The 25619-nt window shown below is 54.5% G+C and carries 27 protein-coding genes and 3 pseudogenes; 8 read left to right on the top strand and 22 right to left on the bottom strand.

What is annotated here, in order from left to right:
• Window positions 1–11: 11 nt before the first annotated feature.
• The 20 genes and pseudogenes from BOW52_RS12130 to BOW52_RS17430 all read right to left on the bottom strand — a co-directional run bounded on the left by BOW52_RS12130 (window position 12) and on the right by BOW52_RS17430 (window position 17596).
• Window positions 12–320: a PAS domain-containing protein gene (locus tag BOW52_RS12130; RefSeq protein ID WP_078484342.1), complete on the bottom strand. Its 309-nt coding sequence runs from the start codon at window positions 318–320 to the stop codon at window positions 12–14.
• A 296-nt stretch (window positions 321–616) separates the two neighbouring features.
• Entirely contained in the window at window positions 617–958 is a 342-nt protein-coding gene (locus BOW52_RS12125; protein ID WP_135622339.1) for a hypothetical protein, read from the bottom strand.
• 150 nt (window positions 959–1108) lie between these two features.
• Window positions 1109–1546, bottom strand: a complete 438-nt coding sequence (locus BOW52_RS12120; RefSeq protein ID WP_135622338.1) for a hypothetical protein — start codon at window positions 1544–1546, stop codon at window positions 1109–1111.
• A 164-nt stretch (window positions 1547–1710) separates the two neighbouring features.
• The gene (gene nhaA, locus BOW52_RS12115) at window positions 1711–2877 is read right to left on the bottom strand and encodes a Na+/H+ antiporter NhaA (RefSeq protein WP_078484339.1); all 1167 of its coding nucleotides are present in this window, start codon (window positions 2875–2877) and stop codon (window positions 1711–1713) included.
• Between the two features lie 166 nt (window positions 2878–3043).
• Window positions 3044–3379, bottom strand: a complete 336-nt coding sequence (locus tag BOW52_RS12110) for a YkgJ family cysteine cluster protein (RefSeq protein ID WP_078484338.1) — start codon at window positions 3377–3379, stop codon at window positions 3044–3046.
• A gap of 314 nt (window positions 3380–3693) precedes the next feature.
• Window positions 3694–4191, bottom strand: a complete 498-nt coding sequence (locus BOW52_RS12105; RefSeq protein ID WP_078484337.1) for a DUF2938 family protein — start codon at window positions 4189–4191, stop codon at window positions 3694–3696.
• 39 nt (window positions 4192–4230) lie between these two features.
• Entirely contained in the window at window positions 4231–4578 is a 348-nt protein-coding gene (locus tag BOW52_RS12100) for a hypothetical protein (protein WP_078484336.1), read from the bottom strand.
• Window positions 4579–4730: 152 nt separating this feature from the next.
• A pseudogene (locus BOW52_RS12095) lies at window positions 4731–6293 on the bottom strand (glutamate synthase-related protein).
• 184 nt (window positions 6294–6477) lie between these two features.
• Entirely contained in the window at window positions 6478–7002 is a 525-nt protein-coding gene (locus BOW52_RS12090; protein WP_078484375.1) for an REP-associated tyrosine transposase, read from the bottom strand.
• A 254-nt stretch (window positions 7003–7256) separates the two neighbouring features.
• On the bottom strand, window positions 7257–7799 hold the full coding sequence (locus BOW52_RS12085) for a DUF6624 domain-containing protein (protein WP_078484335.1): 543 nt from the start codon (window positions 7797–7799) through the stop codon (window positions 7257–7259).
• 85 nt (window positions 7800–7884) lie between these two features.
• On the bottom strand, window positions 7885–8757 hold the full coding sequence (locus BOW52_RS12080; RefSeq protein ID WP_078484334.1) for a tetratricopeptide repeat protein: 873 nt from the start codon (window positions 8755–8757) through the stop codon (window positions 7885–7887).
• Window positions 8758–9004: 247 nt separating this feature from the next.
• Window positions 9005–9394 carry a YbaN family protein gene (locus BOW52_RS12075; protein ID WP_078484333.1) on the bottom strand — a complete coding sequence of 130 codons (390 nt, stop codon included), beginning with the start codon at window positions 9392–9394 and terminating at the stop codon, window positions 9005–9007.
• A gap of 187 nt (window positions 9395–9581) precedes the next feature.
• Window positions 9582–10820, bottom strand: a complete 1239-nt coding sequence (locus BOW52_RS12070) for a hypothetical protein (RefSeq protein ID WP_078484332.1) — start codon at window positions 10818–10820, stop codon at window positions 9582–9584.
• A gap of 164 nt (window positions 10821–10984) precedes the next feature.
• A complete protein-coding gene (locus BOW52_RS12065; RefSeq protein WP_078484331.1) occupies window positions 10985–11494 on the bottom strand; it encodes an REP-associated tyrosine transposase in 510 nt (169 codons plus the stop codon).
• Between the two features lie 214 nt (window positions 11495–11708).
• Window positions 11709–11897: pseudogene (locus tag BOW52_RS12060) on the bottom strand (REP-associated tyrosine transposase); the annotation flags it as partial.
• Between the two features lie 195 nt (window positions 11898–12092).
• The gene (locus BOW52_RS12055; RefSeq protein WP_135622334.1) at window positions 12093–13886 is read right to left on the bottom strand and encodes an AAA family ATPase; all 1794 of its coding nucleotides are present in this window, start codon (window positions 13884–13886) and stop codon (window positions 12093–12095) included.
• A 98-nt stretch (window positions 13887–13984) separates the two neighbouring features.
• The gene (gene argH, locus BOW52_RS12050) at window positions 13985–15379 is read right to left on the bottom strand and encodes an argininosuccinate lyase (RefSeq protein ID WP_078484328.1); all 1395 of its coding nucleotides are present in this window, start codon (window positions 15377–15379) and stop codon (window positions 13985–13987) included.
• A 99-nt stretch (window positions 15380–15478) separates the two neighbouring features.
• A complete protein-coding gene (locus tag BOW52_RS12045; protein WP_078484327.1) occupies window positions 15479–15706 on the bottom strand; it encodes a hypothetical protein in 228 nt (75 codons plus the stop codon).
• A gap of 307 nt (window positions 15707–16013) precedes the next feature.
• Window positions 16014–16433 carry a thioesterase family protein gene (locus BOW52_RS12040; protein ID WP_078484326.1) on the bottom strand — a complete coding sequence of 140 codons (420 nt, stop codon included), beginning with the start codon at window positions 16431–16433 and terminating at the stop codon, window positions 16014–16016.
• A 233-nt stretch (window positions 16434–16666) separates the two neighbouring features.
• A pseudogene (locus BOW52_RS17430) lies at window positions 16667–17596 on the bottom strand (LysR family transcriptional regulator).
• Between the two features lie 111 nt (window positions 17597–17707).
• On the opposite strand from BOW52_RS17430, the gene BOW52_RS12025 reads away from it, so the two are divergent.
• The 6 genes from BOW52_RS12025 (at window position 17708) to BOW52_RS12000 (ending at window position 22299) form a co-directional block, all read left to right on the top strand.
• Complete coding sequence (locus tag BOW52_RS12025; RefSeq protein ID WP_078484323.1) at window positions 17708–18583, top strand: pirin family protein; 876 nt, start codon at window positions 17708–17710, stop codon at window positions 18581–18583.
• A 3-nt stretch (window positions 18584–18586) separates the two neighbouring features.
• On the top strand, window positions 18587–19162 hold the full coding sequence (locus BOW52_RS12020; RefSeq protein ID WP_078484322.1) for a cytochrome b: 576 nt from the start codon (window positions 18587–18589) through the stop codon (window positions 19160–19162).
• Window positions 19159–19755: a flavodoxin family protein gene (locus BOW52_RS12015; RefSeq protein ID WP_078484321.1), complete on the top strand. Its 597-nt coding sequence runs from the start codon at window positions 19159–19161 to the stop codon at window positions 19753–19755. Before BOW52_RS12020 ends, BOW52_RS12015 begins: the two co-directional genes overlap by 4 nt.
• Window positions 19756–19777: 22 nt before the next feature.
• Entirely contained in the window at window positions 19778–20353 is a 576-nt protein-coding gene (locus BOW52_RS12010; RefSeq protein ID WP_172840328.1) for a YceI family protein, read from the top strand.
• 159 nt (window positions 20354–20512) lie between these two features.
• Window positions 20513–21565, top strand: a complete 1053-nt coding sequence (locus BOW52_RS12005) for a sensor histidine kinase (RefSeq protein WP_078484320.1) — start codon at window positions 20513–20515, stop codon at window positions 21563–21565.
• Window positions 21565–22299: a LytR/AlgR family response regulator transcription factor gene (locus tag BOW52_RS12000; protein ID WP_078484319.1), complete on the top strand. Its 735-nt coding sequence runs from the start codon at window positions 21565–21567 to the stop codon at window positions 22297–22299. The genes BOW52_RS12005 and BOW52_RS12000 overlap by 1 nt, the downstream gene beginning before the upstream one ends.
• Here BOW52_RS12000 and BOW52_RS11995 read toward each other — a convergent pair.
• Window positions 22283–22774 (bottom strand): thioredoxin family protein, encoded by a 492-nt coding sequence (locus BOW52_RS11995; protein WP_078484318.1) that lies wholly within the window; start codon window positions 22772–22774, stop codon window positions 22283–22285. The genes BOW52_RS12000 and BOW52_RS11995 overlap by 17 nt on opposite strands.
• Before the next feature lie 123 nt (window positions 22775–22897).
• Here BOW52_RS11995 and hemC point away from each other — a divergent pair, with 123 nt between their 5' ends.
• Both hemC and BOW52_RS11985 read left to right on the top strand, forming a co-directional pair.
• Window positions 22898–23827 carry a hydroxymethylbilane synthase gene (gene hemC / locus BOW52_RS11990; protein ID WP_078484317.1) on the top strand — a complete coding sequence of 310 codons (930 nt, stop codon included), beginning with the start codon at window positions 22898–22900 and terminating at the stop codon, window positions 23825–23827.
• Window positions 23827–24591, top strand: a complete 765-nt coding sequence (locus BOW52_RS11985; RefSeq protein WP_078484316.1) for a uroporphyrinogen-III synthase — start codon at window positions 23827–23829, stop codon at window positions 24589–24591. The genes hemC and BOW52_RS11985 overlap by 1 nt, the downstream gene beginning before the upstream one ends.
• On the opposite strand, the gene BOW52_RS11980 is transcribed toward BOW52_RS11985, so the two are convergent.
• Window positions 24571–25335 carry a DUF6901 family protein gene (locus BOW52_RS11980; RefSeq protein WP_135622331.1) on the bottom strand — a complete coding sequence of 255 codons (765 nt, stop codon included), beginning with the start codon at window positions 25333–25335 and terminating at the stop codon, window positions 24571–24573. The genes BOW52_RS11985 and BOW52_RS11980 overlap by 21 nt on opposite strands.
• Between the last annotated feature and the right edge of the window lie 284 nt (window positions 25336–25619).

Genomic DNA, 25619 nt, shown 5'->3' with positions numbered 1-25619 from the left:
AAACGGTCGCGTTAAGTATTTGCCGCTTGCTTGGGCTTGGATGCCCAAAACAAGCTTCCGCAAAAATAGCGACTCCCCGGATAGGGTTCTCCGCTCTTGATAACGCGGCGGAATATTGCCTCATTCTCTGCATGAGGATAGAGCTCGAAATGATTCTTGCCGATGAAAAAGGAGGGTTCGTGTCCATCGGCTTCAGCGTAGGCCTTATTAACTTTGATGAAATTACAGTCACAGTCGAGATAGGCGACCAGTCCGTAGATACTGGAGAGCAGCTTCTCCAATGACTGGTCTGTCTCTGCGGATTGAGTCTCACTGCTCATAATTGGCTACGCCAGATGGTGTTATTAAAGTGTAACCTGAATGGTTCTTTAAATAGTCATGCCTCATTATGTCGCAATCTGGGAGAGCGTCCAATATCGAAAAAGTGGTATAGGTTGTTGAAAATTCTGCGATATACCTTATAAAAAACAAGCTATATGGTCGATTGAGGTGGCTTGAGAGAAGTTCCGCGCCAGCTGTGGGTCCGAGAGTTCGGGCAAGAGAAGTGTTGAGCAGGTGTGGCCGATAACCCATCTGTTATCGGCCACACAGAATTACTGAATAGCTCTACGTCGGTTTACTCAAAGAGATCAAGGAACGACTGCCAGAGACTCTTGGACTCCTTCTCGGTGCTCTTAGCGACGTCTTTAGAGGCTTCAGTGGTTGCTTTCCAACCCTCCTTCGAGCCCTCCTTTACATCCTCCCATACCTTGCCAGATCCCTCTTTAGTCGCCTCCCAGCCCTCTTTAGACTCCTCTTTAACCTCTTCCCATACTTCGCCAGAGCCCTGCTTCACCCCTTCCCACGCCTGCTTGCTGCCATCTTTGGTCTTCTCCCAGGCACTCTCCTCTGCGTGAGAGAGGGCGGGGATGGATGAGAGTGAAAGTGAGAGAAGGGTGATTGTGATTAGTTTGCGCATCTGTTTGGTCCACATGTATTTATAAAGTCGTGAATGTAGATGCCATGTTAGCAAATAAGTTTCATTGAGCTATCGATGTGATTTGCGTCCCCTTCCACGCAGTGGTGGAAGGGAGGCGAATCGGTTGCCGTGGGAGAGTTTGGTGCCCTCTTACCCTTTCACTACATAGAGGTGTTTGAACATAAACATAAAGCCGAGCATCAGGGTGAAGAGACCGTGCTCTTCATCACTCCGGGCGCCGCAGGCATAAACGGTCGCGTGAAGTTTTTGCTGTTTGCTTGGGCTTGGATGCCCAAAACAAACTCTCGCAAAAATAGCGACTCCCCTATCATGTTTAGGTAGCTGCTCAAGCGTGCGTCGCATGGTGCAGCAGCTTTCGGCTGCAGCGTAGGCAAACGAAGAGGGCGTAGTGGTACGTGCCTCTGTGCCCATGAACTGATCGTAGAGTTCCAGGTAGGCGCTCATTAGCAGGGCGGAACCCTCATCATCAAGTGAGCGTTCGGAGTGCTCCTTGTTGTGCAGGTAGTTGACGTTGGCCTGAGCGATGCAGGCAACCCGGTCGAGAAATTCTCGAGTATCTGGACTCATCTCTGCCTCCTGTGCCGACGTCAAAAAATGGTCGGCTCTGTCTGCTTATATTGATCACAGCAAATAGTGTTCCAATTTGCTCGGTTATATAAACAGATAGCTCATGATGAGAGAGAGTGGTGTGATTGGTTGCACAAATTTGTAAATCGAAAAATAGAGCCACCCTATTTAGGAAGTGTATGACGAAGTACAAAGTAACCGCATACCGCAGAGAGCAGTGAGCCGATGATGATACCGAGGCGCTCATCGAAGAGCATATTTATGCCGGTCTCCTCAAAAGCGAGTGAGCCGACGAAGAGGCTCATGGTGAAACCGATACCGGTGATCAGCGAGACACCATAGAGCATGCCCCAGCTGATGTCGCTGGGCAGGCGTGCCAGCCCCAGCTTGATCCCCAGCCAGCAGAAGAGAAACACACCAATCTGTTTGCCAAAGAAGAGTCCGGTGGCAATACCTAGCGGCACGGGATGGAGTAGCTGGGAGAGGCCGATACCCTCGAGTGATATACCCGCGTTGGCAAAGGCAAACAGCGGCAGGATAAAGAATGCGACGGCCCCGTGTAGATCGTGTTCCATCTGTTTGAGTAGTGATTGGCCGGGATTGTGACGGCTCTTCATCGGGATGAAGAGTGCCAATGCGACACCGGCCAGAGTGGCATGAACCCCAGATTTAAGTACAGCAACCCACATAATGGTGCCGAGCAGAATATAGGGTGTCATCTCGCTGGTGCCACGGCGGTTGAGAATAAAGAGGCCAACCAGGCAGGAAGCAGCAATCATCATCGAGAGCAGAGAGATATCGGCGGTATAGAAGATAGCGATAATAATGATCGCACCCATATCATCAAAGATCGCCAGGCTAACGAGAAAGATCTTCAGGGAGATCGGTACACGTTTTCCCAGCAGCGAGAGCACGCCGAGTGCGAAGGCGATATCGGTCGCGGTGGGAATGGCCCAGCCCTGCATGGCGGTGGTGTTGTCCTGATTAAAGAGTAGATAGAAGAGAGCGGGCACTACCATTCCGCCAACGGCGGCAAGGCCGGGTAGCACGACGTTACCAATCTGTTTGAGCTCACCTTCGAGCAGTTCGCGTTTTAGCTCCAGGCCGACAAGGAAAAAGAAGACCGCCATCAGGCCATCGTTAATCCACAGCAGCAGTGGCTTGGCGAGTTCGAGTGGTCCAACACGAACCTCAACCGGCATCTCGATCAACATGTTGTAGTAGATTGCCAACGGTGAGTTGGCCATGATCATCGCTAAGATGGCAGCGACGACAAGGATGATGCCGCTGGAAGATTCGAGCTTAAAAAATTCACGCATTGACGACATCATTTCTGTATCAAGTCCCTGTTCGTATTGATGGATTCACTATGTCTGTTCAGTGCTTGATAAGCGCAAGCCTGGATAGGCTTGGAGGCGGAAAAGAGTCAAAAAGTTCCGCACAAATATGCGGTTCAATCTGATGGTTCGTAACGGATTTTAGTGTGTCGTATGAATGCTATAGCAGGGAGAAGGAGGCATCACGTTCGTTGATGCACTCGACGCTGCCCATCTCGAAGTCACGACAGATCTGTGGGCGATCATCATAGATTGTGCAGAGCATGGTGGTACGATCGAGCGCAGTACACCAGCCGTCGTCTCTTCGTAGCATTACCTCACCACCCCAGCTGCTCTGCTCGGTCATCGTCTCAGGCACCCGGTTGTCATCAACCAGAATGACCTGAAGGCGACAGCAGGCAGCATCACAGCTGTCGCAGGTTATCTCGGTAGTAGTGATAGCCGTGACCCTATAAACAGGCGAACGATCGGAGTGAGATCCAGATCGTCGTAGCAAGCTGAGGGAGAAGAAGAGCGGTAGTGAGCTGTCTCATTATCAAACCCTGGGTGGCGATGATACGAACGAACCCCAATCATATATCCGATATCAGAGGGGTGAAAGCGGTTCTGTTTCAACGAGGAAGGGATGATTAAATCAACATCTTGTTACAGGCGATTTCGATTTGGGGTTGATATTGGTAAGCCCAATGAGGGCATGCAAGCAGGCGGGTAGTCGATGTAGAGAGCAAGAACCTTCGCGCCTGTCAGGTGTGCGATCGAGCTGAAAATAAAACAGAGTGGGGCTGTCTGAGTATGTGGTCTGTTAGCTTTTTAACTCAACAGTTCATAGTAGATGAGGAGTGTTGCGCCAATGCCAAATCCATATGGAATGTGAGATAGCAGGGGCGAGAGAATAGGTCTCGAACTAAAAGGCGTTTTAAAACCAAAGAGCCCCCAGCCAAACGAGGGCATCAGAATAAACCAGGGAAGTGCGCTCGTGAGCAGACCGAAGATTGATGCCATCAGCAGATGATTAGTAGAGAGGCCAATCCCGGTGATCATCAGCAGCAAAGGGTAGAAGAGCGCAACTACACCGCCACCGATAATAAAATGGAACAGCTGCCCAATTCGAAGCTCATTCGCTACGGGATCGGTGGTGGCAATATCTCGATGAAAAAACAGACCAGATAACAGGCTGTGAGCCCAGCGACCAACGTAGGCACCCGTTACACCGCTACTGATACCAACCTTACTGAGCTGTGCCTCGGTGATATCCATCAGTACCGAGCCGACGAGTCCGCCGATAAAAGCAACCAACCAGATTTCCAATGTAACGCTCCCTGTCGATCGGTAGTGTGGTGTGGATGGTTAGCTCGCTCTTAATGCCAGGTAGTCGTCGATCAGCAGGGCGAGTTTGTCATGAATGTGCGCTTCAAATTCGTTCAGGCTTTTATCAAAGATCCCTAAATATTTGTCCGCCTTATCGTGTGTCAGGGATTTTTCATTAACCATGTACTGCATCTCAGGAAGCGTCTTATCATGGCGCGGCGAAAGCTCCCAGTGGACAAAGTCGGAGTCGAGATCTTCAACCTCAAGCTGTGCGAAATTGCAGAACTCCTCGACGGTCTCTCGGCCCTCCGGCCCAAGACAGCCCGGCTCGATTCGCACGACAACATTGAGTTTCTTCTCTTGTGGTAAAGGCAGGCTGTTTTTCATCTCGTTTTGTCAGTTCTGTCAGTTGGTTGCGATAAATTAGGGCTACCGAATGTAGATAGTTACAGGGCGATTTACAAGCGCTGTGGTCGATTCGGATTCGAACTGAATCGTTAGCAGGTGTCGAAGCAGCGTTCGTAAAGCTGCTGGGTTGCTCAAAGTGATACGCCACCATAGGCGACGCCCGCGAGGTGGGCCATCTCACGCTGCCAGCTAGTCAGGTCGTCAATGCAGAATTGATTCAGGTGGTCGTGGCCGCAGGCGCGCGCCATCACCTGCATCAGCTCGGTTGAGGCGCGAAAGAAGTTGTTCAGCTGCTCCGCCCCCTTCTCGATCTTCAGCCGTTGGCGCAGGTGCGGTTGCTGGGTGGCGATACCCACCGGGCAGTTATTGGTATGGCAGGCGCGCATACCGAGACAGCCGATCGCCTGAATGGCCGAGTTGGAGAGGGCGATGGCATCGGCACCCAGCGCCAGCGCCTTGATAAAATCGACCGGAAGTCGCAGTCCACCGGTAATGATCAGTGATACATCGCCGCGTCCCTGCTGGTCGAGATAGCGACGGGCACGCGCCAGTGCCGGGATGGTCGGTACCGAGATATTGTCGCGAAACAGCAGTGGGGCGGCACCGGTGCCACCGCCGCGACCATCGAGAATGATGTAGTCGACACCGATCTGTAGCGCCGCCTCGATATCGCGCTCGATATGTTGTGCCGAGAGCTTTACCCCGATCGGAATACCGTCGGTCGCCTCGCGCACCTCCTCGGCAAAGGCGCGGTAATCTTCCACATGTTCCCAGTCGGGAAAGCGTGGTGGAGAGATCGCCGCCTCACCCTCGACCAGTCCGCGTACCTCGGCAATCTTGCCCTTCACCTTGCAACCCGGCAGATGGCCGCCGGTGCCGGTCTTCGCCCCCTGCCCGCACTTGAAGTGGAACGCCTGACAGCGCTGAACCTTCTCCATCGAATAACCGAAGCGCGCCGAGGCGAGCTCATAGAGATAGCGTGAGTTGGCCGCCTGTTCACTCGGCAGCATGCCGCCCTCACCGGAGCAGATGCCGGTGCCCGCCAGCTCTGCACCCATCGCCAGTGCAACCTTCGCCTCCTCGGAGAGGGCACCAAAGCTCATGTCGGAGACCAGTAGGGGTCGTTCAAGTATCAATGGTCGATTGGCGTTGGGGCCGATCACAGCCTCTGTGGCCACCGCGGCCTCATCGAGCAGCGGAACCCGGTGCAGCTGTGCGGTGAGAATCTGAATATCCTCCCACTTCGGCAATTGGTCGCGAGGCACACCCATGGCGCTAATGCGACCATGGTGGCCGGCCTTCGACAGGCCGTGCTCTGCCAGGTGCTGGATATATTGGGTGTGGGGTTCGTCTACGGTGCCGTGCAGATCCTTGTAGAGACCCTGATAAGCGTCGCGGTCGTAGGGGTGCGGATGGTCGCAGGCCCACGCCTCGATCTCATCCTCATCCACCCAGGACGCGAAGCGTGCCAGTTTCTCTGATGGGTTATAGGCGCTGACACCGGTTTTATAGTCGTAATCCCAGCCGTGCAGACCACAGACAAGATCGTTACCACTCACATGGCCGTCAGACATCAGTGCGCCGCGGTGGAGACAGCGCCCAAAGAGAACAGAAGCCGCATCCTCATGCTCCTAGCGAATGATGACCAGATCGACAGTGGCGATCAGCGCGTAGTGAGGCTTAAGGGGAACCAGCTCATCCGCTGACCGCCATGGATAGCGAAGCGAAGGCGGTTAGTCCGCGATATCGGGGCGCCGTAGGCATAAACGGTCGCGTTAAGTATTTGCCGCTTGCTTGGGCTTGGATGCCCAAAACAAGCTTCCGCAAAAATAGCGACTCCCCGGCCATTTGGCGATCGCGATCCTCTTCATAACCCCATCACTCATACTCAACATCAGCTACCCCTGCCGGAATTTCCATCCCCCAATCCGGTTCGTACAACCCATCGCCTACAGCTCGCATAAATGAACTGTAGGGCCAATCCCTGGGTGCCTGCACGTAACCGTGTTTGACCGGGTTGTAGTGGATGTAATCGAGATGGTGGCGCCAATCTCTCTCATCACGGATAGTGTGCTCCCAGTAGCGACGCTGCCAGACCCCTTTCTCACGTTTTCGACGCTGAGACCTGTTCAATGTTGCAGAAGAGAGCGGTGAAGAAAATTTCCGTTTCAGCACCATCCAGCGGCGTGCATAGTCATCATCCCCTCTCGGGAGATTCCAGATTGTGTGCAGGTGATCGGGGAGAACAACAACGGCATCGATTTCGAAGGGGTAGCGTTTGCGGGTGTGCACGAAGGCGGCACGCAGCAGATCGATATTATCGATGAGGATGGGTTGTCGTGATTGCGTGACGACGGTGAAGAAATAGGTACCACCGGCTTCGAAGTTACGACGATATTCCATATCGAGCATCCTCATCCTGAGGGTTGATGTGATGGGCACGCTACGCTTTGCCCATCCTACCTTGGTTTGAAACTACGAAGCTTTAACCAACCAATCACACCGTAGGATGGGCAATGCGCGGCGCGCCCATCAATGAGCCAGCACCGAGATATCCAACAATATCCAATGCACACACATACGTAGGATGGGCAAAGCGCAGCGTGCCCATCTTAACGTACTGAACAGATATTAGCCGTGGCAGCACGGCTTGGTAGTTACGATGAGCTCTCCTGCTCACGTCGTCGCCTCTCGGCGGAAACCATCTCCTGCAGCCGCTCCTCCAGAGTGTTGAGGCCAAGCGCCCTGCGGCGTTTATCTACACCCTCCGGGTCTGCAATGGGAAAAGGGATTGGCCAGCCATCAGCATCAACGTCGAATTGGGTTCCGTAGATCTGATCTTTGCCTGAGAGTGTCTGCAGTCGATCTTCAAGAAAAGCCAGTTGCCAGCCTTCGATATCATCATTGGCGTGTGCGTTGCTCATAAGCAGTGCGGCATCAGACATAAATTGGGTGTTGGATACTGAGTGTTGCGTAATTAACCATGCCGCCTTGGCAGCATCGGGGCCCACAAGAGAGATTCCGGGCCAGCCGTGTTTGTCGATGATGCTCTTAAGTGACGCAACGTTTTTTTCATGCAGGGACTGCATTGCAGGGTGGTAGTGCTCGGAAGGGAGCTCGCCCGACTCAAACAGCCGCTTGAGTTGGCGCTGATCCTCCTCGGCCATTCCAATCAGCTGTTTGGCCAGCTCGCTGTCCATGATCTCTTCCTGAGTGGTTTGTTGGTATTGAGTGGCTAATACGTAGGATGGGCAAAGCAAAGCGTGCCCATCATAACTGAACAGACTAACCGTTCAGCAGGCTCGCAAGTCGCTGCCGGTACTTACCGGCCAGCTCGGCATTGTTGGGGTCGAGCATATTGGTGACGGTGATGATCATCTCCTTCGCCGCACCGTTCTTGTAGTCGGGATCGGCCTGCAGCACGGTGAAGAGCTGATCGATAGCGCTGTCGTAGTCGTGGGCGGCGACATGGCAGATGGCCAGATCGAAGCGGGCGTCGAGGTCGTCGCTATTGTCGGAGAGCCGCTGCTGCAGCGCCTCGGCACCCTCGGTATTCGATGCGAGGTCGGCGAAGGTGAGCTGGCCGGTGAGCGACTTGCTCATCTCGCTCTCCTTGTCGCTGTCGGGCAGCTTGTTGAAGAGGCCGGTGGCCTGCTCCATCTCGCCGATGTCGATGAAGATCTGCACCATATCCATCGCCACGCGGGTATTGGCCGGGTCCATCTGGATCGCCTGCGACATCATCACGATCGCCTCGCTGGTCTCACCGGCCATGTGCTTGGCACGCGCTTGCTCCCTGAGCTCCTCAGACCTGCTGAAGATGCCCATTCCCTTGAGTAGCATCCGAAGCTCCTCCTCCTGAAACTGCCCCTGCTCAGAGAAGGTCACCTCGCCCTTGTTGAAGACTCGTAGCGCGGGCACGTTCTCCACGCCGAACTGCTCCACCAGCTCCGGCTGCTCGTCGATATCGACCTTGGCAAAGACGAACTGACCGGCAAACTCGGTGGCTAGATCGTGCAGTGTATCGGCCATCGCCATGCACGGCCCCGACCACATCGCCATGAACTCCACCACCACCGGAAGCTGGTGGGAGTTCTGAATCACGTATTTATCGAAGCCGGATGCACCGACCTCTACAATTAACGGTTCGTTTGCCATATTCGTCTCTCTCGGATCTGTTGTTGTCTGTAATCACCCATAGATGGCATCCACATCGTGAATTTCAACTCTGCTACCTGTTGCTCTCCATCCGTAGGGTGGGTTGAGCATGGCCTGAGTGAAGCGAGTAAGTACCCTTGGGGTGGAGCGAACCCACCCAATGCCGATGCGGTTGGGGAATTTGGTGTTTGTTGGGTTTCCCTAAAGGACGTGAACCTACGGTTCATCGCGCTAAGCTCAACCCACCCTACATCTCCCCCCGTTCGCCGTCGCTGGGCTCAGGCCGACTCAGCAAAAAGCCGATGATGGTGATAAAGAGCAGCGCCAGCCCAGTCGATACCCAGCGGTTCTCGATCTGCAGATACATGATGATCCAGCTTGCCGTGAGCAGGATCACGGCAATCACCTTGCTGGTGCGCGAGACAGCCCCCTGCTGCTCCCAGTCGATCAGAAGTTTCCCAAAGTGCGGATGGGCGTAGAGCCAGCGGTGTAGCCGCTCGGAACCTCGGGCTGCAAACCATGCAGTCAGCAGCAGGAAGGGGACGGTCGGTAGGCCGGGCAGCACAATCCCTATGATCGCCAGCGCCAGAAAGAGGTAGGCCAGTATCAGTGCGGCCCAGCGGGTCACTCTCTGCATCGGAAAAGTCTCTCAATACTCCACGGTAGATTAGGGTAGGTTGGGCCAGGCGCGATGTACCGGAGGTACGCGCCCTTTAGGGCAATCCGGGAAATAACTGGAGACATCCACTGGATTGGTGACGCCCTCGGATTGCGATTCACTCCATCCGGGCTACCTACTTAATTGCCTTCATTACACATAGCACCTACTCCGCCGGAATAGCAAAGAAGACCACTGCCAGCAGCAGCACCGCCAGCGTCAGGAACAGAATGCGCATCCATATCGTCATACGCTTCCCCGGCTCACAGTCGTGATAGCAGAAATTGAGCGCCAGCACCGCTTGCAGGAAGTAGTAGATGGCGAATGCCTGTGAGGCGAGGGTGATGATGTGTAGCAGGTCGGTCGACCAGACCAGCACGATGGCGGCGATTGAGATGGCAACGTAGCTGATCTCGGTTGAGAAGCGGCTGCCGCTGTTCTGGTACATCAGCCCACCGGCGCCTCCGGTATCGGCCACTGCGGCGCTGAACTGGCTCATGATCGCCGCGGCGATCAGCATCACCGGTAGCACCACCGCCACCAGCCCGGTCACGTGGACGATGTTGGCCAGCTTCACGTTCATCAGATCGAGGTGCTGTACCACCGGCAGCAGCGCCACCACCGCCAGCACGTAGAGCACACCGGAGATGATCTGCGCCCGGCGCATCGTAATCACCCTTACCTCGGGTGAGTACTTGGTGCCGAGAAAACGGGAGGTCTCAAACCCCTGCACCACCAGCAGCGCACCGGCCATGATGCGTAGCTGCGTCGTCCACTCACGCTCCTGGTAGTTGAGTTCAAGCGCCTCATCGGAGTTCATGAAATTGAGGCCGTAAACAAACAGCCCGAGCAGCAGCGCCCCGACGATGGCGAGTTGTATCGTCATTGAGACCGCCTCCAACTTCTCCAGCCCGCCCAGCCCCTTGATATAACCGACCACTGCGATGAAGGCGATAATGGAGGAGGTCAGCATTCGTTCGGCGAAGAGGTTCTGGATCTCAAGATAGTTGAGCAGGAATGAGGAGAGCAGTGAGAGGTAGAAGGCGACCGCCACCATGTAGGCCATGCAGAGGGCGATGTTGCCGATCATCTCGATCTTATGGGTGATCGCGCAGAGACTCCCCTCGAGCATGCGTGGTTCGACATGGAGGATATTGAAGCGAATTACCGTACCGATTGAGTAGGCGAGTATCACGATGGCCACTACAGCGAGTGGGGACAACGGCCCCACCACGCTGGCGAGCAGCGGCGCCATGATCAGAAAACCGCTACCGATAATCGAAGAGAGCGGAGTGAGCGTTGCCTGCCACGATTCGCTCTTCGAGAGGCGAGGGTGGCGGAGGAAGTAGATGACGATCATCGCCATTACGATGAGGGTGCCGTTCAGAAGGTAGCCTGCTGCCATGGGTTTCCTGCGTTGTAATTATAGGTATCCCCCAAGTATAGACGCAGAGAGGGAATCAATGCGTAGGGTGAATCAAATTCATGTAGCCCGGATGAAGCAACGCGCAATCCGGGAATTGAATAGAGTTCTCCCCGGATTACGTTTCACTTCATCCGGGCTACCTGTCATTCAATCGACATTCTTTGAATCGAAGACGGTATCTCTCGTCCCCAATCCTCATGATAGAGCCCGTCACGCACGGCCTTGGCGAATGAGCTATAGGGCCAATCCAGGGGTGAGGTGACGTAACCGTGTTTCACCGGGTTGTAGTGGATGTAATCGAAATGCCGTTGCCAATCGTCGTTATCGCGGATCGTGTGCTCCCAATAGCGAGATTGCCAGGGTGATGATTGGAAGCGTGATTGTTGCCGAAGTGTGCGTGTAAAACGTGCCTTGATCGCCTTCCATCGGCCAGGGTAGTCCGATTCACCCTCTGGTAATGTCCAGATCGTGTGAAGGTGATCAGGGAGTATAACCATGGCATCAATCGTAAAGGGTCGCTTTAGAAGCGTGGTTGAAAATGCATCTCTTAACAGATCGACATGGCGAACCAGTAGCTCAGAAGATCGATCTCTCAGTGTGGCGGTAAAGAAGTAACTCCCACCATCAACGCGGTTACGCCGATAAAGAACCATCCATGTTCTCCAGATTATGTTTAAACAAAAGTAAAAGTATCCCGGATGAAGTGAAACGCAATCCGGGTGATTGTTGGTGGTCTCTGTTTATAGCCGTTGGGTAGGAGTGCAGAATGTAGCCCGGATGGAGCAACGTGCAATCCGGGAAATTATTGGAGGTCTCCCCGGATTGCGTTTCACTTCATCCGGGCTACATGGCGCGACGAAAAGATTCCATTGCATGCAGATGTTCGGGCAGCACCACCCAGGCATCGATCGTGAAAGGGTGGCACAGCTTCACATAACAGACAGCATCACGCAGCCGATCAATATGGCCGGTCAGTAACGAAGAGGAGCGGTCAGCCAAAGTGACGGTAAAGAAGTAACAACCACACGGCACAAAATTACGAATAGTTTCAGGCATCGACATTCTTGTCGTTTGAGGTTTGGTTTTACGTAGGGCGGGTTGAGCGCAGCGCGATGAACCAGAGGATCGATTCCTTTAGGGAAACCCGCCAAGGGTGAAGTGGTTAGAGTGCAGGCATTTGTTGGGTGTCGCTTCACCCCAAGGGTACTCCCTCGCTTCGCGGATGCGCGCTCAACCCAACCTACGGACTATTTAAAGTGAATTAATTTCTTTAATAATCATTCTTATATCAACGTGAATTTCATCTTTATGCATTTCTTTTGCGATATCATATTTTGTTATTCCATGCTTCACTGTCAGGCAGGTACATCCCTCTGTTAGAAGAGGTTTGGATGGTAATTCGCGTAGTGCAAGTGGTATTTTTGTAACATCGAAGTCGGATAGCTCAACGGAAAATTCGCGCGCATGATCTACAATTATATCTTTCGTTGTTTTGGCGGCTCTTGCTATCGCTGATGGTCTCAATAGGTAGGTTTCAATATATCTAAACCTCCATGTTCTCACTATCAATCCTTGGGATTCCCATCCCGTATTTGATTTGTCCACTAATGATTCCGTGATTGTTGCAAAGTCTTGATTGTCACGGTCTCTTATGCTCAAGCCTTTAAGTTCTGGGATCTGTTGCTTCAATTGGGTGAATAACTTCCCCCTTTCTCCATGTTTTCCTGGCCATGGCCAAATTACAATGTCTTTTGATATTGGGGTGCCTAAGGTTTCTGAAAATAGTTTGATTGCTGATGAATCAGATTCATTTTCAACAAATAATATTTTTTTGGATTTTTGAAGTTGGTGAAGTTTTGGTGAGTACTCGCTACCTAGGCCAGTTATTAAAGTTGTTTTTTGGCTTTCGTCTGTTAAAACTTTCACCTTTCCCTTTTCAAACTTCATTATTCTCTGAGGGGGGACTGAAGAAATTAGTTCGGTGGAATGGGTGGCGAATAATATTTGTTTATTGTATTTGGTTGCCAAGTGTTCTAGCTCTTCTAAAAGAGAGAATTGAAGTGAAGAGTGTAAATGCGCGTCAGGTTCATCTAAAAATATAACGTGGTAAGAAGGATCTAGAGCGAGTGAAATGACATTAAGGAGTTGTAAAAAACAACTTCCCTCGACCATTATGTCTCGCTTATTGAAGCCTTTATGTTTTTCAAATTTTGTTTTTGTGTTGTTATATTTACCTTTCCAGTATTCAACTCGGATATAGCTGTGATAATCTTCATTGAAATCATGGACCATCAATTCAACGCCAAACATACCTCGTATGATTTCAAGTAAATGCTCCCAGTGATCTGTTTCCCTGAGCTCTTTAAGTGATTTCTTGGGTATGCGATCTAATTCACCTTTGAGTTCTACGCGTTTATCCTGGTTGCGTTTATAGAGTTCAAGTAATGTGTTTCTCATGACCGAGCCGCTCAAGCCTTGACCAATTAGTCTCGCTCGCATGGCTTTTGTATGGAATGGCTCTCTATTTAATATTCCTGCGAATGGCGGAATGTATGCGATTTTTGGGATGCTTTCATTGTTTGCTATATTTGATAGCGTTGTTTTTACAAATAGCCGTTCATTGGCAAGAGATAAGGAAAACCTTAATAACCTGTCTTCTTCGAAGCTTGAATTCGTCCATCTAACTTCAATCCAAAGAGTGTAACCATCCAACTCCTTATTCCCTTTTGAATCTTGTTCTGGGCTAACTCTAAGATTTGTCCAAAGATGTTTTAAAGAAGGGATGTTTATTGGAAGAAAGTCTTCACTGCTGATTCCAACGCCTTGTTTTTTTCCGATAAAGTCATTTATCAGGCCATCGGAACCAAATTCGTATTCGATTACGGACTTACAATATTCCCATAAAGCAAAAGCCTGCATAAAAGATGATTTGCCTGAATTGTTTGAACCTGCAAGAAGGCAAAAGCTATCAGGAGGAGAGATCTTTTTATCTCGATACTGTTTAAAACGATGTAATACAATTTCTTTTACTATGATGGTATCCAAAATATACCCTTGTCATTGTCGCTCTATGATGCTTGTATTCCAAGTTAATGATTAAAATATATAAAAGATCCTCAATAGAGGTGTATTAATTCCTGTAACTAGTTAATTAGTAGCTCCGCTGCCATCTTTGCAGCGCATCTAACCCTCTCTGGCGCCGTTCCACCAATATGATCCCTGGCCCCCACCGACCCCTCCAACGTCAAGTAATCAAACACATCATCCTTAATCGCATCACTGAATCCCTGCAGCTCCTCCAGTGACATCTCGGAGAGATCGCGTTTGGTCTCCACGCCGAGGGCAACGGCCTTTCCGACGACTTCGTGGGCATCACGGAACGGTACGCCGTTACGAACCAGGTAGTCGGCCAGATCGGTGGCGGTGGAGAAGCCGCGCAGGGCCGCTTCGCGCATGTTCTCTCGTTTGAGCTCGATCTGCGCCATCATGTCGGCGTAGACCTTGAGACAACCCTTCACTGTATCGATGGCGTCGAAGAGCGGCTCTTTGTCCTCCTGGTTGTCCTTGTTATAGGCGAGTGGCTGCCCCTTCATGATCATCAGCATTGAAGAGAGGCTACCGAAGATGCGGCCGGTCTTGCCGCGTACCAGTTCGGGGACGTCGGGATTCTTCTTCTGCGGCATGATGGAGGAGCCGGTGCAGAAGGAGTCGCCGAGGTCGACCCAGTCGAACTGGCTGGAGGTCCAGAGGATCAGCTCTTCGGAGAAGCGCGACATGTGCATCAGCATGATCGAGGCCCAGCTGAGGAATTCGATGGCGAAGTCGCGATCTGATACACCGTCGAGCGAGTTGCGGCACGGCATGTCGAAGCCGAGCTCCCTGGCGGTGAAGTCGCGGTCGATCGGGTAGGTGGTGCCAGCCAGCGCGGCGGAGCCGAGCGGCATGATGTTGACCCGTTTGCGGCAGTCGGCGAGACGTTCAGAGTCGCGCTGCAGCATCTCGTTCCACGCCAGCATGTGGTGGCCGAAGGTGATCGGCTGGGCGGTCTGCAGGTGGGTGAAGCCGGGCATGATGGTCTCGGCCTCGCGCTCGGCCAGCTCGATTAGGGCAAGCTGTAGTCGTTTCAGTTCGGGGGCGATCGCCGTGTCGATCTCGGCACGCAGGTAGAGGCGCACGTCGGTGGCGACCTGGTCGTTGCGCGAACGGCCGGTGTGCAGCTTTTTGCCTGCCATACCGATCTTGTCGGTGAGGCGCTTCTCGATGTTCATGTGCACATCTTCGAGTGCGATCGACCACTCGAACTCACCGCGCTCGATCTCGCCCTCGATCTCGGTGAGCCCCTCAAGAATGGTGTCGCGCTCCTCATCGGTGAGCACACCGACCGAGGCGAGCATCTTGGCGTGTGCGACGGAACCGGCGATGTCCTGCTTGTACATGCGCTGGTCGAATCCGACCGAGGCGCCAAAGGCCTCAACAAAGGCATTGGTCGGCTCGTTGAAACGTCCGGTCCACGGTTTCTCTACGGTTGTGTCGCTCATAAGGGTTGTTCGCTGCTGTTATTTGGAATTGGCGCAGTATATCAGCAGCCATGCGTGGGCAGCCACGCACCTGATCAGTTCATGAAGATCGGGCGATGTTTATGCGTGAGAACGTTTTTTCCAGCGAAAGAGAGTGAGCGAAAGAGTCGCTATGGTGCCGACGATAATGCCGCCGCCGCAGATGATATACATCACGGCGGCCATGCCGATGCCACAACCCGATCCGCATTCATCACCACTTAGATAGAGATAGTAGAAGATGAGGTCGCTAAATAGCGCCAGTAACAGCGCACCACCCCACCCCACCCCATAGAAGGGCGTGTGCACGCAGACTGGCTACCCAGATACTGATCATTCCCAGTGTGACGGTCAGCATCACCAATGGGGTGATTGTCATTCGAATGAACTCTACTGCAGTACTTAATACCATGATGTTCTCTGTTCCTTCAGGATTTGTCTTCGGTATCTAAGTTAAACGGATCTGTCTGGGGTGCCGGACAGCATGTAGCCCGGATGTAGCGCTGCGCGATGCGCTGTAGGTTCGAGTCCTTTAGGGTGGCCCGGAAGATAGCGATCCCCGGATTCCGCGCTGCTCCATCCGTGCTTCATCTGCTAACAGCCGTAGGTTGCCTCTCTACTTCGAGGTCTTGCTGGCCACCCCGGCGTCGAACTTCTCACGGTTGATGATAAAGCGTTCGTGTCTGCCTATAGAGATAAGGTCGATGCCATCGTGAGCCTCGACTGAGAAGGCGAGCTTGCGACCCTCAACCCCGATCAGCTCCACGTCTACTGTTACCTCCAGCCCTGGCGGGGTGGCCGCATGGTGGCTGACATCGATGTGGGTGCCGACGCTCTGCTCGGCGGGCCAGTCGAGGTGGGGCTTGAGTGCCAGAATGCAGGCCCACTCCAACAATCCAACCAGAAAGCCGGTGGCAAAGACCTCGGGCATCTCGACGAACTCGGCCGACTCCGGGTAGAGCGACGGCACGGTTTTGTTCGCCGGTACGGTGAATCTGTGCTGGTAGTGCAGACCGACCTTTAGGCCATCATTCATGATAAATCCTTATGATCTATTAACTATCTGGTCTCTTTTTCGGAAGATGCGGTAAAAAGCTATCAGAATATTCGATCAGATGCCTGTTCCCGACTCCGCATAGGAGATGTAGGGTGTTCTGAAGAGGTGCTAAATGGTGGTCAAATGTAGCCCGGATGGAGCAGCGCGCAATCCGGGGGATCGAAGCTCACTCCTCAGCTGTCACTCCCGGATTGCACTTCGTTTCATCCGGGCTACTTCGGTAGATATTCACCCAGCTCCTGATCCCACGGTGGGGTGCCGCTGAGCTGCTCGGCAATGAAGTCGATGAAGGTGCGTACCCGTACCGGCAGATGGCGGCGTGAGAGGTAGAGTGCGTAGAGGTTGAGCTGGATGATGCTGTGATCGAGCATGATCGGAACCAGTTCGCCGCTCGAGATTGCCGCATGACATTCGAACGTTGGCAGCAGTGAAATACCACGACCGGCGATGGTGGCGTTGAGGATCATGTTGCCGTTATTGGAGAGCATGCGCAGACGGGGAGTCGCCTTCACCTGCTCACCGTTGGGGGTGGTGAGCGGTCAGCTGCGACCCTCAGGGCTGAGGGTGTAACCGATTGCATCGTGATCGGCGAGCGCGACGGCACAGGTCGGTTCGCCATGCTTTTCAAGGTAGGCGGGTGCGGCACAGAGCAGGAAGTTGATCGGCGCGATGCGCTTGGCGATCAGGCTCGAATCCTCCAGCCGACCGACCCGCAGGGTGACGTCGATCCCCTCTTCAACCATGTTGATCTCACGATCATCGAGCTGCAGGTCGAACTCTACATTGGGGTGTTGGGCGAGAAAGGTGTTGATCATCGAACCGAGGTGGTTAACGCTGAAGGCGATCGGTGCGCTGATACGCAGTGGCCCCTGCAGCGCCTGCTGGCCGCTGATGATCTGCTGCTCGGTTTCCTCCAGATCGTGCAGCAGCCGTAGCCCGCGCTGGTAGAGCTCCTGTCCCGGATCGGTGAGATGGAGGCGGCGCGTGGTGCGCTGTAGCAGCTGCACTCCAAGACGGTTCTCCAGCTCCTGCAGGCGGCGGCTGACAGCCGACTTGGCAATGTTGAGCTGGTTGGCGGCAGCGGTGATGCTGCCCGTCTCAACGATGCGTACGAAGGTCTCGATCTCATCGAATCGGTCCACTCTTATCGTTCTCCAATCAGCGACAGTGATTTCCTGATTATCGTCTTTATCCCTTGTTTGGCAACTATATACTTTAACCCATCAAGTTAATCGGGAATCTGGAGCGGGACGATGGGTGATAGCGCAAAGAGATTTGAAACCAGGCAGCTTCGCAGTGTGGTGCAGCGGGTGGTCGGTCATGAGACCTCCGATGGGGCGGGTGTAAATCTGCGCCGGGTGATCGGCTCGCCCGAGCTCAATATGCTCGATCCCTTCCTGTTGCTCGACCAGTTTCGTAGTGACGATCCCGACGACTACATCGCCGGTTTTCCACCCCATCCGCATCGAGGCTTTGAGACGGTCACCTACCTGCTGCACGGCAACATGCGCCACAAAGATAGCGCCGGTCACGAGGGTCTGATCCGCAGCGGCGGGGTGCAGTGGATGACCGCCGGTAGCGGTATCGAACACTCAGAGATGCCGGAGCAGATAGACGGGCTGATGGATGGCTTCCAGCTGTGGGTCAATCTTCCCGCTGATCAAAAGATGATGACGCCACGTTACCAGGAGATCGAGCCTGAAGCGGTCCCAGTCGAGCAACATGATGATGGCACGGTGATCCGTGTAATCGCTGGCACCACCCTGCAGGGAACCGAGGGCGCGGTGCACCAGATCGCCGCCCAGCCGCTCTATCTCGATGTGTCACTACCCGCCGGAAGCCACTACGAGGAGCAGATTCCACTGGGTCATAACGCCTTTGTCTATGTGATGGCGGGGCCGCTTGAGGTGGCCGGGACCGAGCTGGCTGCCGGAAGTCTGGCCGTGTTGGGCGAGGGAGACGGCGTGGTGCTGGAGAGTACTGCAGACTCACGTTTTCTACTGGTTGCTGGCAAGCCGTTCAATGAGCCGGTGGCCCGTCATGGCCCCTTTGTGATGAATGCCGAGGCGGAGATTCAGCAGGCCTTTGCCGACTACCGCGCCGGTCACTTCGGCACGGTGGAGGGGTAATCGATGGCTTGGCGCAACAGCTTTAACGATTGGGGTTGGCTGGCGATCGGCTTCCATTGGCTCACCGCCGTGGCGGTCTTCGGTCTGTTCGGGCTGGGGCTCTATATGACCGGTCTCACCTACTACGACCCCGGTTATCGCAGCTGGCCCGATCTGCACCGCAGTATCGGTGTGCTGCTCTTTGTGCTTATCGTGGCGCGGCTGATCTGGCGCCGGATCGACCGACACCCCGAGCCGCTGGCGAGCCATGCGCCGTGGGAGCGCGTGCTCGCCAAACGGGTCCATGCAGTGATCTATCTGCTGCTCTTCGCAGTGATGGTGAGCGGCTACCTGATCTCGACCGCTGATGGGCGCGGGGTGGAGGTGTTCGGTCTCTTCACCATCCCGGCGACGATCAGCGGCATCGACAAGCAGGAGGATATCGCCGGATTAATCCACCTCTGGCTTGCATCTATTTTGATTGGTACCGCCCTGCTGCACGCAGCGGCGGCACTGAAACACCACTTTATCGACCGTGACCGAACCCTGCGTCGCATGCTGGGACTCGGCACCAAACAACAGACTGGAGAAGAGAGATGAGCAGAGTAGTTATCGTCTATCACAGCGGCTTCGGCCACACCAAGCTACAGGCCGAGGCGGTCCACCGCGGCGCGGCTAGCGTCGAGGGGATCGAGGCGCTGTTGATGACCGCCGAGGAGGCGAGTGATCGGCTCGATGAGCTCGACAGTGCCGAGGCGATTATCCTCGGTTCGCCGACCTATATGGGCACCGTCTCAGCGGGCATGAAGCAGTTCATGGAGACGGCAGCGAAGAAGTGGTTCACGCTGGCGTGGAAGGACAAAATCGCTGGCTCCTTCACCAACTCCAGCTCCTACTCAGGTGACAAGTTCAACACTCTGCTGGCGCTGACGGTTAACGCGATGCAGCACGGCATGATCTACGTCAGCCTCGGTCTCCACCCCGCCTCAAGTGGTCCCGAATCGATGAATAACATTGAGGGTCCGGGGCCGGAGGTGATCAATCGTCTAGGCTCCTACATGGGCCCGATGGCCGCCAGCTTCCAGGTGGCACCGGGCGATGCCCCATCCACAGGCGATATCGCCACCGCCGAGGCATACGGTGAGCGAGTCGCCAATATCACCCAGCAGTTTGTCCGTGGGCGTGCAGCCTAGTTATCTAAATAGAGAGGAATAGATGATGAAAAAGTCACTTTTTAGCAGTCTGGTTCTGGCCCTCGCCGTGGTGGCAACACCGGTAGCGGCAGAGGATTATGTGATTGACACCAAGGGGGCGCACGCCTCGGTGCAGTTCAAGATCAAACACCTCGGTTACAGCTGGCTCTATGGCCGTTTCAACACCTTCGTCGGTGAATTCAGCTATGACGAGAAGCAACCAAACAGTGCCAAGATTTCGGTAACGATAGATACCGCCAGTCTCGACTCCAACCATGCCGAGCGTGATAAACATCTACGTGGTAGCGACTTCTTCGATGTGAAGAAGTATCCCAGGGCGAAGTTTGTCAGTACCTCCTATAAGGAGATGGGTGAGAAGGGGGAGCTGAAGGGTATTCTCACCCTGCGCGGTGTCACTAAACCAGTCACGATCGCAGTCAATCAGATCGGTGCCGGTGATGATCCGTGGGGTGGTTTCCGCCGTGGCTTTGCCGGCAGCACCACGATCACGCTGGCCGACTTCGGATTTACCTACAATCTCGGCCCCGCCTCACGCGAGGCTGAGATCATGCTCTCGATCGAGGGGATTCGGAAGTAACGATTACTTCGTATCAGATGCCGGAGTCGAAAACGCCTCGGCATCTGTCGAATACGGGTGCTGTTGGCAGAAGGGTCGCGCACGGTCCAATCTCATCACCGTGAAGTAGCGCTATACTCGGCAGGGTTATCGCCATGAGCGCACCGCTCAAGGGAAGTGATGAGAACGGATAATAATGACGGCAGCTTTCTGCCCGACTTCTGCGAACGTGGCCGTGTGCTGGCGGTGGTGGTAGCGGCTGAGCTGTTTGCAATTGTACTAGCGCTGATGCTCCCATCGTTGAGCGGTGACCGTTGGAATGAGTTGGCACTGCTCTCGCTCTACATTCAGTGGATTGCACTCAGTAGTGCAGGGCTGCTCTGTCTGCTGCGTGGTTTAATCTCCAGGCTCGGTAATCGTCTTGCAGCCACTGCCAGCTATCTAGTGCTGCTGGTGGTAGTGGCGCTCTTTAGTGAGATCGCCTTTCAGGGGCTGCGTTTCTTCACCATTGGGCTCTCACTGACAGTCCCCGACCATTTCGACTTCTGGAGTCGAAACTTCATTATTGGTGCGTTGCTGAGTGGCGCGATCCTGCGCTACTTCTACGTGCAGCATCAGCTGCGGCAGAAACACCGCGCTGAGGCAGAGGCACGGCTCGAGGCGTTACAGGCACGCATTCGTCCCCACTTTCTCTTTAACAGCCTTAACACCGTTGCGGCATTGACTCGTACCCACCCTGCCGAGGCGGAGGCGGCGGTCCACGACCTGGCTGATCTGTTTCGCGCCACCCTCAAGGAGGGGCGTACCCTGATCAATTTCGATGATGAGCTGGCGCTGGTGCGCAGTTATCTCGATATCGAACAGCTGCGTCTTGGCGATCGATTGCAGGTGGAGTGGTCGGTCGATGGCTTGCCGGAGGGGCTACAGATTCCGCTGCTGACCCTGCAGCCGCTGGTGGAGAACGCCGTCTATCACGGCGTCGAGCCCCGTACCGATGGGGGCACGGTGGTGATTGCTGCGCGTGATGATGGCGAGGTGCTGGTTGTCGAGATCTGTAACCCGTTGCCAGAGGTTGAGGTTGATCGGCGTGATGGAAATCAGATTGCATTAGCCAACATCAAGGAGCGTATTGCTTCGATCTACGGTGAAAATGGCCACATCGATATCCACGATAGTGAAGGGCGTTACTGTGTGATTCTGCGTCTGCCTCACCGTCCTGAGGGGAGTCGCTAGTGCGCATCGTGATTGTTGATGATGAACCACTGGCACGCGGTCGCCTGCGAACGCTGATTGATGAGCTGGGAGATCACGAGGTGGTGGGTGAGGCTGCCAACGGTGCCGAGGCGCTGGAGACGGTCAGTTCATGTAACCCCGACCTGATGCTGCTCGATATCCGTATGCCGGGCATTAACGGTCTGGAAGCGGCGCGCCACATTGCGCTGCTCGACAACCCACCGGCGGTGATCTTCACCACCGCCTATGGGGAGCACGCGCTGGAGGCGTTTGATGCCCAGGCGGTCGATTATCTGCTCAAGCCGATCCGTCCAGAGCGGCTCGAACAGGCGCTGGCCCGGGTGCAGAAACTGAGCGGTGACCAGATTGGTGCGTTACAGGAGGCCGCAGGTGATGAGTCGCGACGCCATATCGCCAGCCGTATTGGAGATCGGCTGGAGCTGATTGATGTCGCTGCCATTGGCTGTTTTGTCGCCGAGCACAAATACGTCAGCCTCTACCACACCGGCGGTGAGGTGCTGATCGAGGAGCCGCTAAAGGCGTTGGAGTCGGAGTTTAGTGAGCGCTTTGTCCGGGTGCACCGCAACAGCCTGGTGTCGAAGGAGAGAATTGCCGGGATGGAGCCCGATGGTGAAGGGGGGCATCGGCTGTTGCTGCGAGATGTAGAGTTCAAACCGCCGGTGAGCCGACGACACCTGGCGGAGATACGCAAGCTGCTTAAGGCAATGGGCTAACGGCCGCCTCGCGACTGCGAAGTTTCTTGCGCGCCTTGTCGATCTCAATGTCGAGATCGGCGCCGAAGTACTCGATAGCACCACCGATACCGCGTATCCGCTTCACCAGCTCACGACCGCGCGGGTCGAGCAGCAGCATGGTGGGCGTCATGTTGATATCGTACTGCTGCGCGAGGCTTGCGGGGTCGCTCTTTCGACCTTCAAAGTCGGTTATGGTGTCGTACTCATCGAGATCGACATTACGCAGGATCACCTTGTCGGTATAATCGCCGCTGATCATCATCGGCTTGAGGATCTCTTCATCGAGCAGATCACAGAAGGGGCAGTGCGCCGCACTGAAGACCAGCAGGATAGGCAGCCCCTGGGCGCGAGCATTAGCGGCATCGGCCTGTAGGTTCTGCGCCGGCGTCAGTTCAACGGCGGCGGCCTGCAGAGAGATCAGTAACGATAGGATCGGTATCAGTAACAGCCGCACGTGTAGGCTCCATTGCCAGTTCGGTGGTTGAGATTAGTGTATTAATGGTGGTCGGATAGCGGTGCGCTGTCCATAGAGAAAAACCCGAATATTCACATTTACTAACAGAGCGGAACGAGACGAATGAGCGACATCCTGCGTATTGCCACCCGAAAGAGCCCACTTGCCCTCTGGCAGGCCTACTATGTGCGCGACCGCCTGCAGGAGGCGCACCCCGGTATTGAGATCGAGCTGGTGAAGATGAGCACCCAGGGCGACAAGATTCTCGACACACCGCTTGCCAAGGTGGGCGGCAAGGGGCTGTTTGTGAAGGAGCTGGAGCAGGGGATGATGGAGGGCAGTGCCGATATCGCCGTCCACTCGATGAAGGATGTGCCGGTTGAGCTACCCGAGGGGCTGCACATCTCCACCATCTGCCCGCGTGAAGATCCTCGCGATGCCTTCGTCTCAAACAAATTTAATAGCCTCAATGAGCTTCCGCAGGGGGCGTGTGTCGGCACCTCCAGCCTGCGCCGACAGGCCCAGTTGCGAGAGCTGCGTCCAGATCTGGAACTGCGCGACCTGCGCGGTAACGTCAACACCCGCTTGAAGAAGCTCGATGATGGTGAATACGATGCCATCATCCTCGCCTGTGCCGGTCTGATCCGTCTGGAGATGGGTGAGCGCATTAAAGAGGCGCTGGAGCCGGAGCAGATGCTACCTGCCGTCGCACAGGGTGCGGTCGGTATCGAGTGTCGTGTCGACGATGAGCGGGTTAATGCCCTGCTGGCACCGCTGCACGATGAGAAGACTGCGATCCGTGTCACCGCCGAGCGTGCCATGAATGCCCGCCTTGAGGGGGGGTGTCAGGTGCCGATCGGTGGTCACGCCGTACTCGATCACGGTGTGATCGTGATGCACGCGCTGGTTGGTCGCCCCGACGGCTCCGAGGTGGTACGCGGTAATATCAGCGGCCGTCCCGAGGACGCCGAGGAGTTGGGTCAGGTGCTGGCTGATGATCTGCTCTCACGTGGTGCCGGTGAGATTCTCAAAGAGGTCTACGCGCAATCGTAATGGGCAACGAACTCGAAGGGCGCACCATCGTCGTCACCCGTCCCGTCAATCAGGCGGAGGGGCTTTGCAAGTTGATCGAGGTACATGGCGGTACCGCCTTCCGCTTCCCAACGCAGCAGATCCTGCCGCCAGAGGATAGCGGTGAGATTGATGAAGCACTGATGGATTTCCCAGAGACCGATATCGCGCTGTTCGTCAGCCCCAATGCGGTTGAGTACACTATGCTGCTAGCAGAGGCCCACGACGAACTCCTCGAAGGCCCGGTTTTCGGTGCTGTAGGCCGCACTACCAAAAAGGCACTCGAGGCCCACGGTATCGAAGTCGCTATTCTCCCCGAAGAGCGTTTCGACAGTGAAGGTATGCTCGCCACGCCTGAGCTGAACGATGTTGAAGGAAAGACCATCACTATCTTCCGTGGCAATAGTGGTCGCGAACTGCTCGCTGAAACCCTTGAAGCGCGTGGTGCGGAGGTGAGTTACGTTGAGTGCTATCGTCGTGTAAAACCGAAGAGCGATCCATCGGAACTACTCGAAAAACTGAATAGCGGCGAGATCGATACCATTACCGTCACCAGTGGTGAGGGATTGGAGAATCTGGTTGAGATGGCGGGTGATGAAGGACGCGATGCACTGACAAAAACAGAGCTGACTGTGGTCAGCCCGCGGATTGCAGAGATCGCAAAAGAGTTGGGTTTTGCTTCGATCACCACGGCTGAAGGTGCAGCGGATGAGCGGGTATTGATCTCACTGGTGAATGCAGGCTAATCCGTTTAGCTCAATAACAGAGAGGCTACAGCACTCACCTCTCGCATCGTTGGGTGCGTGGCTGAACAGGTAGTGGATCTCCTCCAGTGAGTCTTCAATAACCAGCGGCATGTTCTTCGCGTAAATGCTGAGCAGTATCACCCCGTTGATGGTGGAGTCTGTTTCAGATGCACCTCTCAGGCGTCGGGTAATGGCGGTGTTTACAGTTTGCAGATTTTTATACAAAGCGTGCAGATTGTTGAGAGTAAAGTCCGGCTCGTCTCCCTCTCTGGATTTGAAATATTGCGACAGCAGATAGGCAGAGGTTGCTCTGTAGATAGTCTCCTCTTCGGTGGCTAGTGGGAGATGAAAGCGCGCCATAGGCCGTAGAAACAGGGTGTGTGGACAGCCGCTGGTGGCCATTAACAAACCGGCCAGAGATCCTATCCCCCTCTGAAATGTTGTCTCCTGAGAATATCTTCTCTCACTCGTTGTGACCTCTAGCTGAACCTCGTCGTATGAGGTTACATTTTCAAAGCGCACCACGGTGCTGGCGATATTAGCGGTCAGCGGACAGTAGGGGTGTGTCTCTGCAGTGAGGGGACAGTTCGGGCACTGTTCATAATCGAGTTTGGCCCACACTGGTAATGGCTCGGGGTCGTCACCGTTTGCTATCGGCTCAAGGGTTTCCGCATCCAGCTGAAGGTTGAACTCTTCACTGCATTTGTGGGATGAAAACGAGTAGTGAATAGTGATGTTGTTCATTATGTTATAGGCATATGGCTGAAAAAATAGTCTCGAATGATGGCTAACCTGAACAAGCAGCGACACGTGGCATCGCAGGCTCTCTCATCGGAGTATAGCCACTAGATAGTGAATATCCTGATGCAGGCTTACTACTGCTTGGGCCTGGGTGAAGTTGGTGCAGAGATAGAGAGTAGTCGTCTGCGTTCGCTGACCGCCATGGATAGCGAAGCGAAGGCGGTTAGTCCGCGATAGTCGACGCCGTCTGCATATTCGTAGTTGAGAGCGGGAGCGAACGACGAAGA

It is taken from the genome of Solemya pervernicosa gill symbiont (assembly GCF_002020875.1).
Lineage (GTDB): Bacteria > Pseudomonadota > Gammaproteobacteria.
The sequence above is the reverse complement of the archived record's forward strand: the minus strand, read 5'-3'. Positions and strand labels throughout refer to the sequence as shown.

Coding starts and splice junctions, on each gene's coding strand:
- BOW52_RS12130 (WP_078484342.1), bottom strand. CDS start 320: ATGAGCAGTGAGACTCAATCCGCAGAGACAGACCAGTCATTGGAGAAG.
- BOW52_RS12125 (WP_135622339.1), bottom strand. CDS start 958: ATGCGCAAACTAATCACAATCACCCTTCTCTCACTTTCACTCTCATCC.
- BOW52_RS12120 (WP_135622338.1), bottom strand. CDS start 1,546: ATGAGTCCAGATACTCGAGAATTTCTCGACCGGGTTGCCTGCATCGCT.
- nhaA (WP_078484339.1), bottom strand. CDS start 2,877: ATGATGTCGTCAATGCGTGAATTTTTTAAGCTCGAATCTTCCAGCGGC.
- BOW52_RS12100 (WP_078484336.1), bottom strand. CDS start 4,578: ATGAAAAACAGCCTGCCTTTACCACAAGAGAAGAAACTCAATGTTGTC.
- BOW52_RS12090 (WP_078484375.1), bottom strand. CDS start 7,002: ATGGAATATCGTCGTAACTTCGAAGCCGGTGGTACCTATTTCTTCACC.
- BOW52_RS12085 (WP_078484335.1), bottom strand. CDS start 7,799: ATGGACAGCGAGCTGGCCAAACAGCTGATTGGAATGGCCGAGGAGGAT.
- BOW52_RS12080 (WP_078484334.1), bottom strand. CDS start 8,757: ATGGCAAACGAACCGTTAATTGTAGAGGTCGGTGCATCCGGCTTCGAT.
- BOW52_RS12075 (WP_078484333.1), bottom strand. CDS start 9,394: ATGCAGAGAGTGACCCGCTGGGCCGCACTGATACTGGCCTACCTCTTT.
- BOW52_RS12070 (WP_078484332.1), bottom strand. CDS start 10,820: ATGGCAGCAGGCTACCTTCTGAACGGCACCCTCATCGTAATGGCGATG.
- BOW52_RS12065 (WP_078484331.1), bottom strand. CDS start 11,494: ATGGTTCTTTATCGGCGTAACCGCGTTGATGGTGGGAGTTACTTCTTT.
- argH (WP_078484328.1), bottom strand. CDS start 15,379: ATGAGCGACACAACCGTAGAGAAACCGTGGACCGGACGTTTCAACGAG.
- BOW52_RS12040 (WP_078484326.1), bottom strand. CDS start 16,433: ATGAATGATGGCCTAAAGGTCGGTCTGCACTACCAGCACAGATTCACC.
- BOW52_RS12025 (WP_078484323.1), top strand. CDS start 17,708: ATGGGTGATAGCGCAAAGAGATTTGAAACCAGGCAGCTTCGCAGTGTG.
- BOW52_RS12020 (WP_078484322.1), top strand. CDS start 18,587: ATGGCTTGGCGCAACAGCTTTAACGATTGGGGTTGGCTGGCGATCGGC.
- BOW52_RS12015 (WP_078484321.1), top strand. CDS start 19,159: ATGAGCAGAGTAGTTATCGTCTATCACAGCGGCTTCGGCCACACCAAG.
- BOW52_RS12010 (WP_172840328.1), top strand. CDS start 19,778: ATGATGAAAAAGTCACTTTTTAGCAGTCTGGTTCTGGCCCTCGCCGTG.
- BOW52_RS12005 (WP_078484320.1), top strand. CDS start 20,513: ATGAGAACGGATAATAATGACGGCAGCTTTCTGCCCGACTTCTGCGAA.
- hemC (WP_078484317.1), top strand. CDS start 22,898: ATGAGCGACATCCTGCGTATTGCCACCCGAAAGAGCCCACTTGCCCTC.
- BOW52_RS11985 (WP_078484316.1), top strand. CDS start 23,827: ATGGGCAACGAACTCGAAGGGCGCACCATCGTCGTCACCCGTCCCGTC.
- BOW52_RS11980 (WP_135622331.1), bottom strand. CDS start 25,335: ATGAACAACATCACTATTCACTACTCGTTTTCATCCCACAAATGCAGT.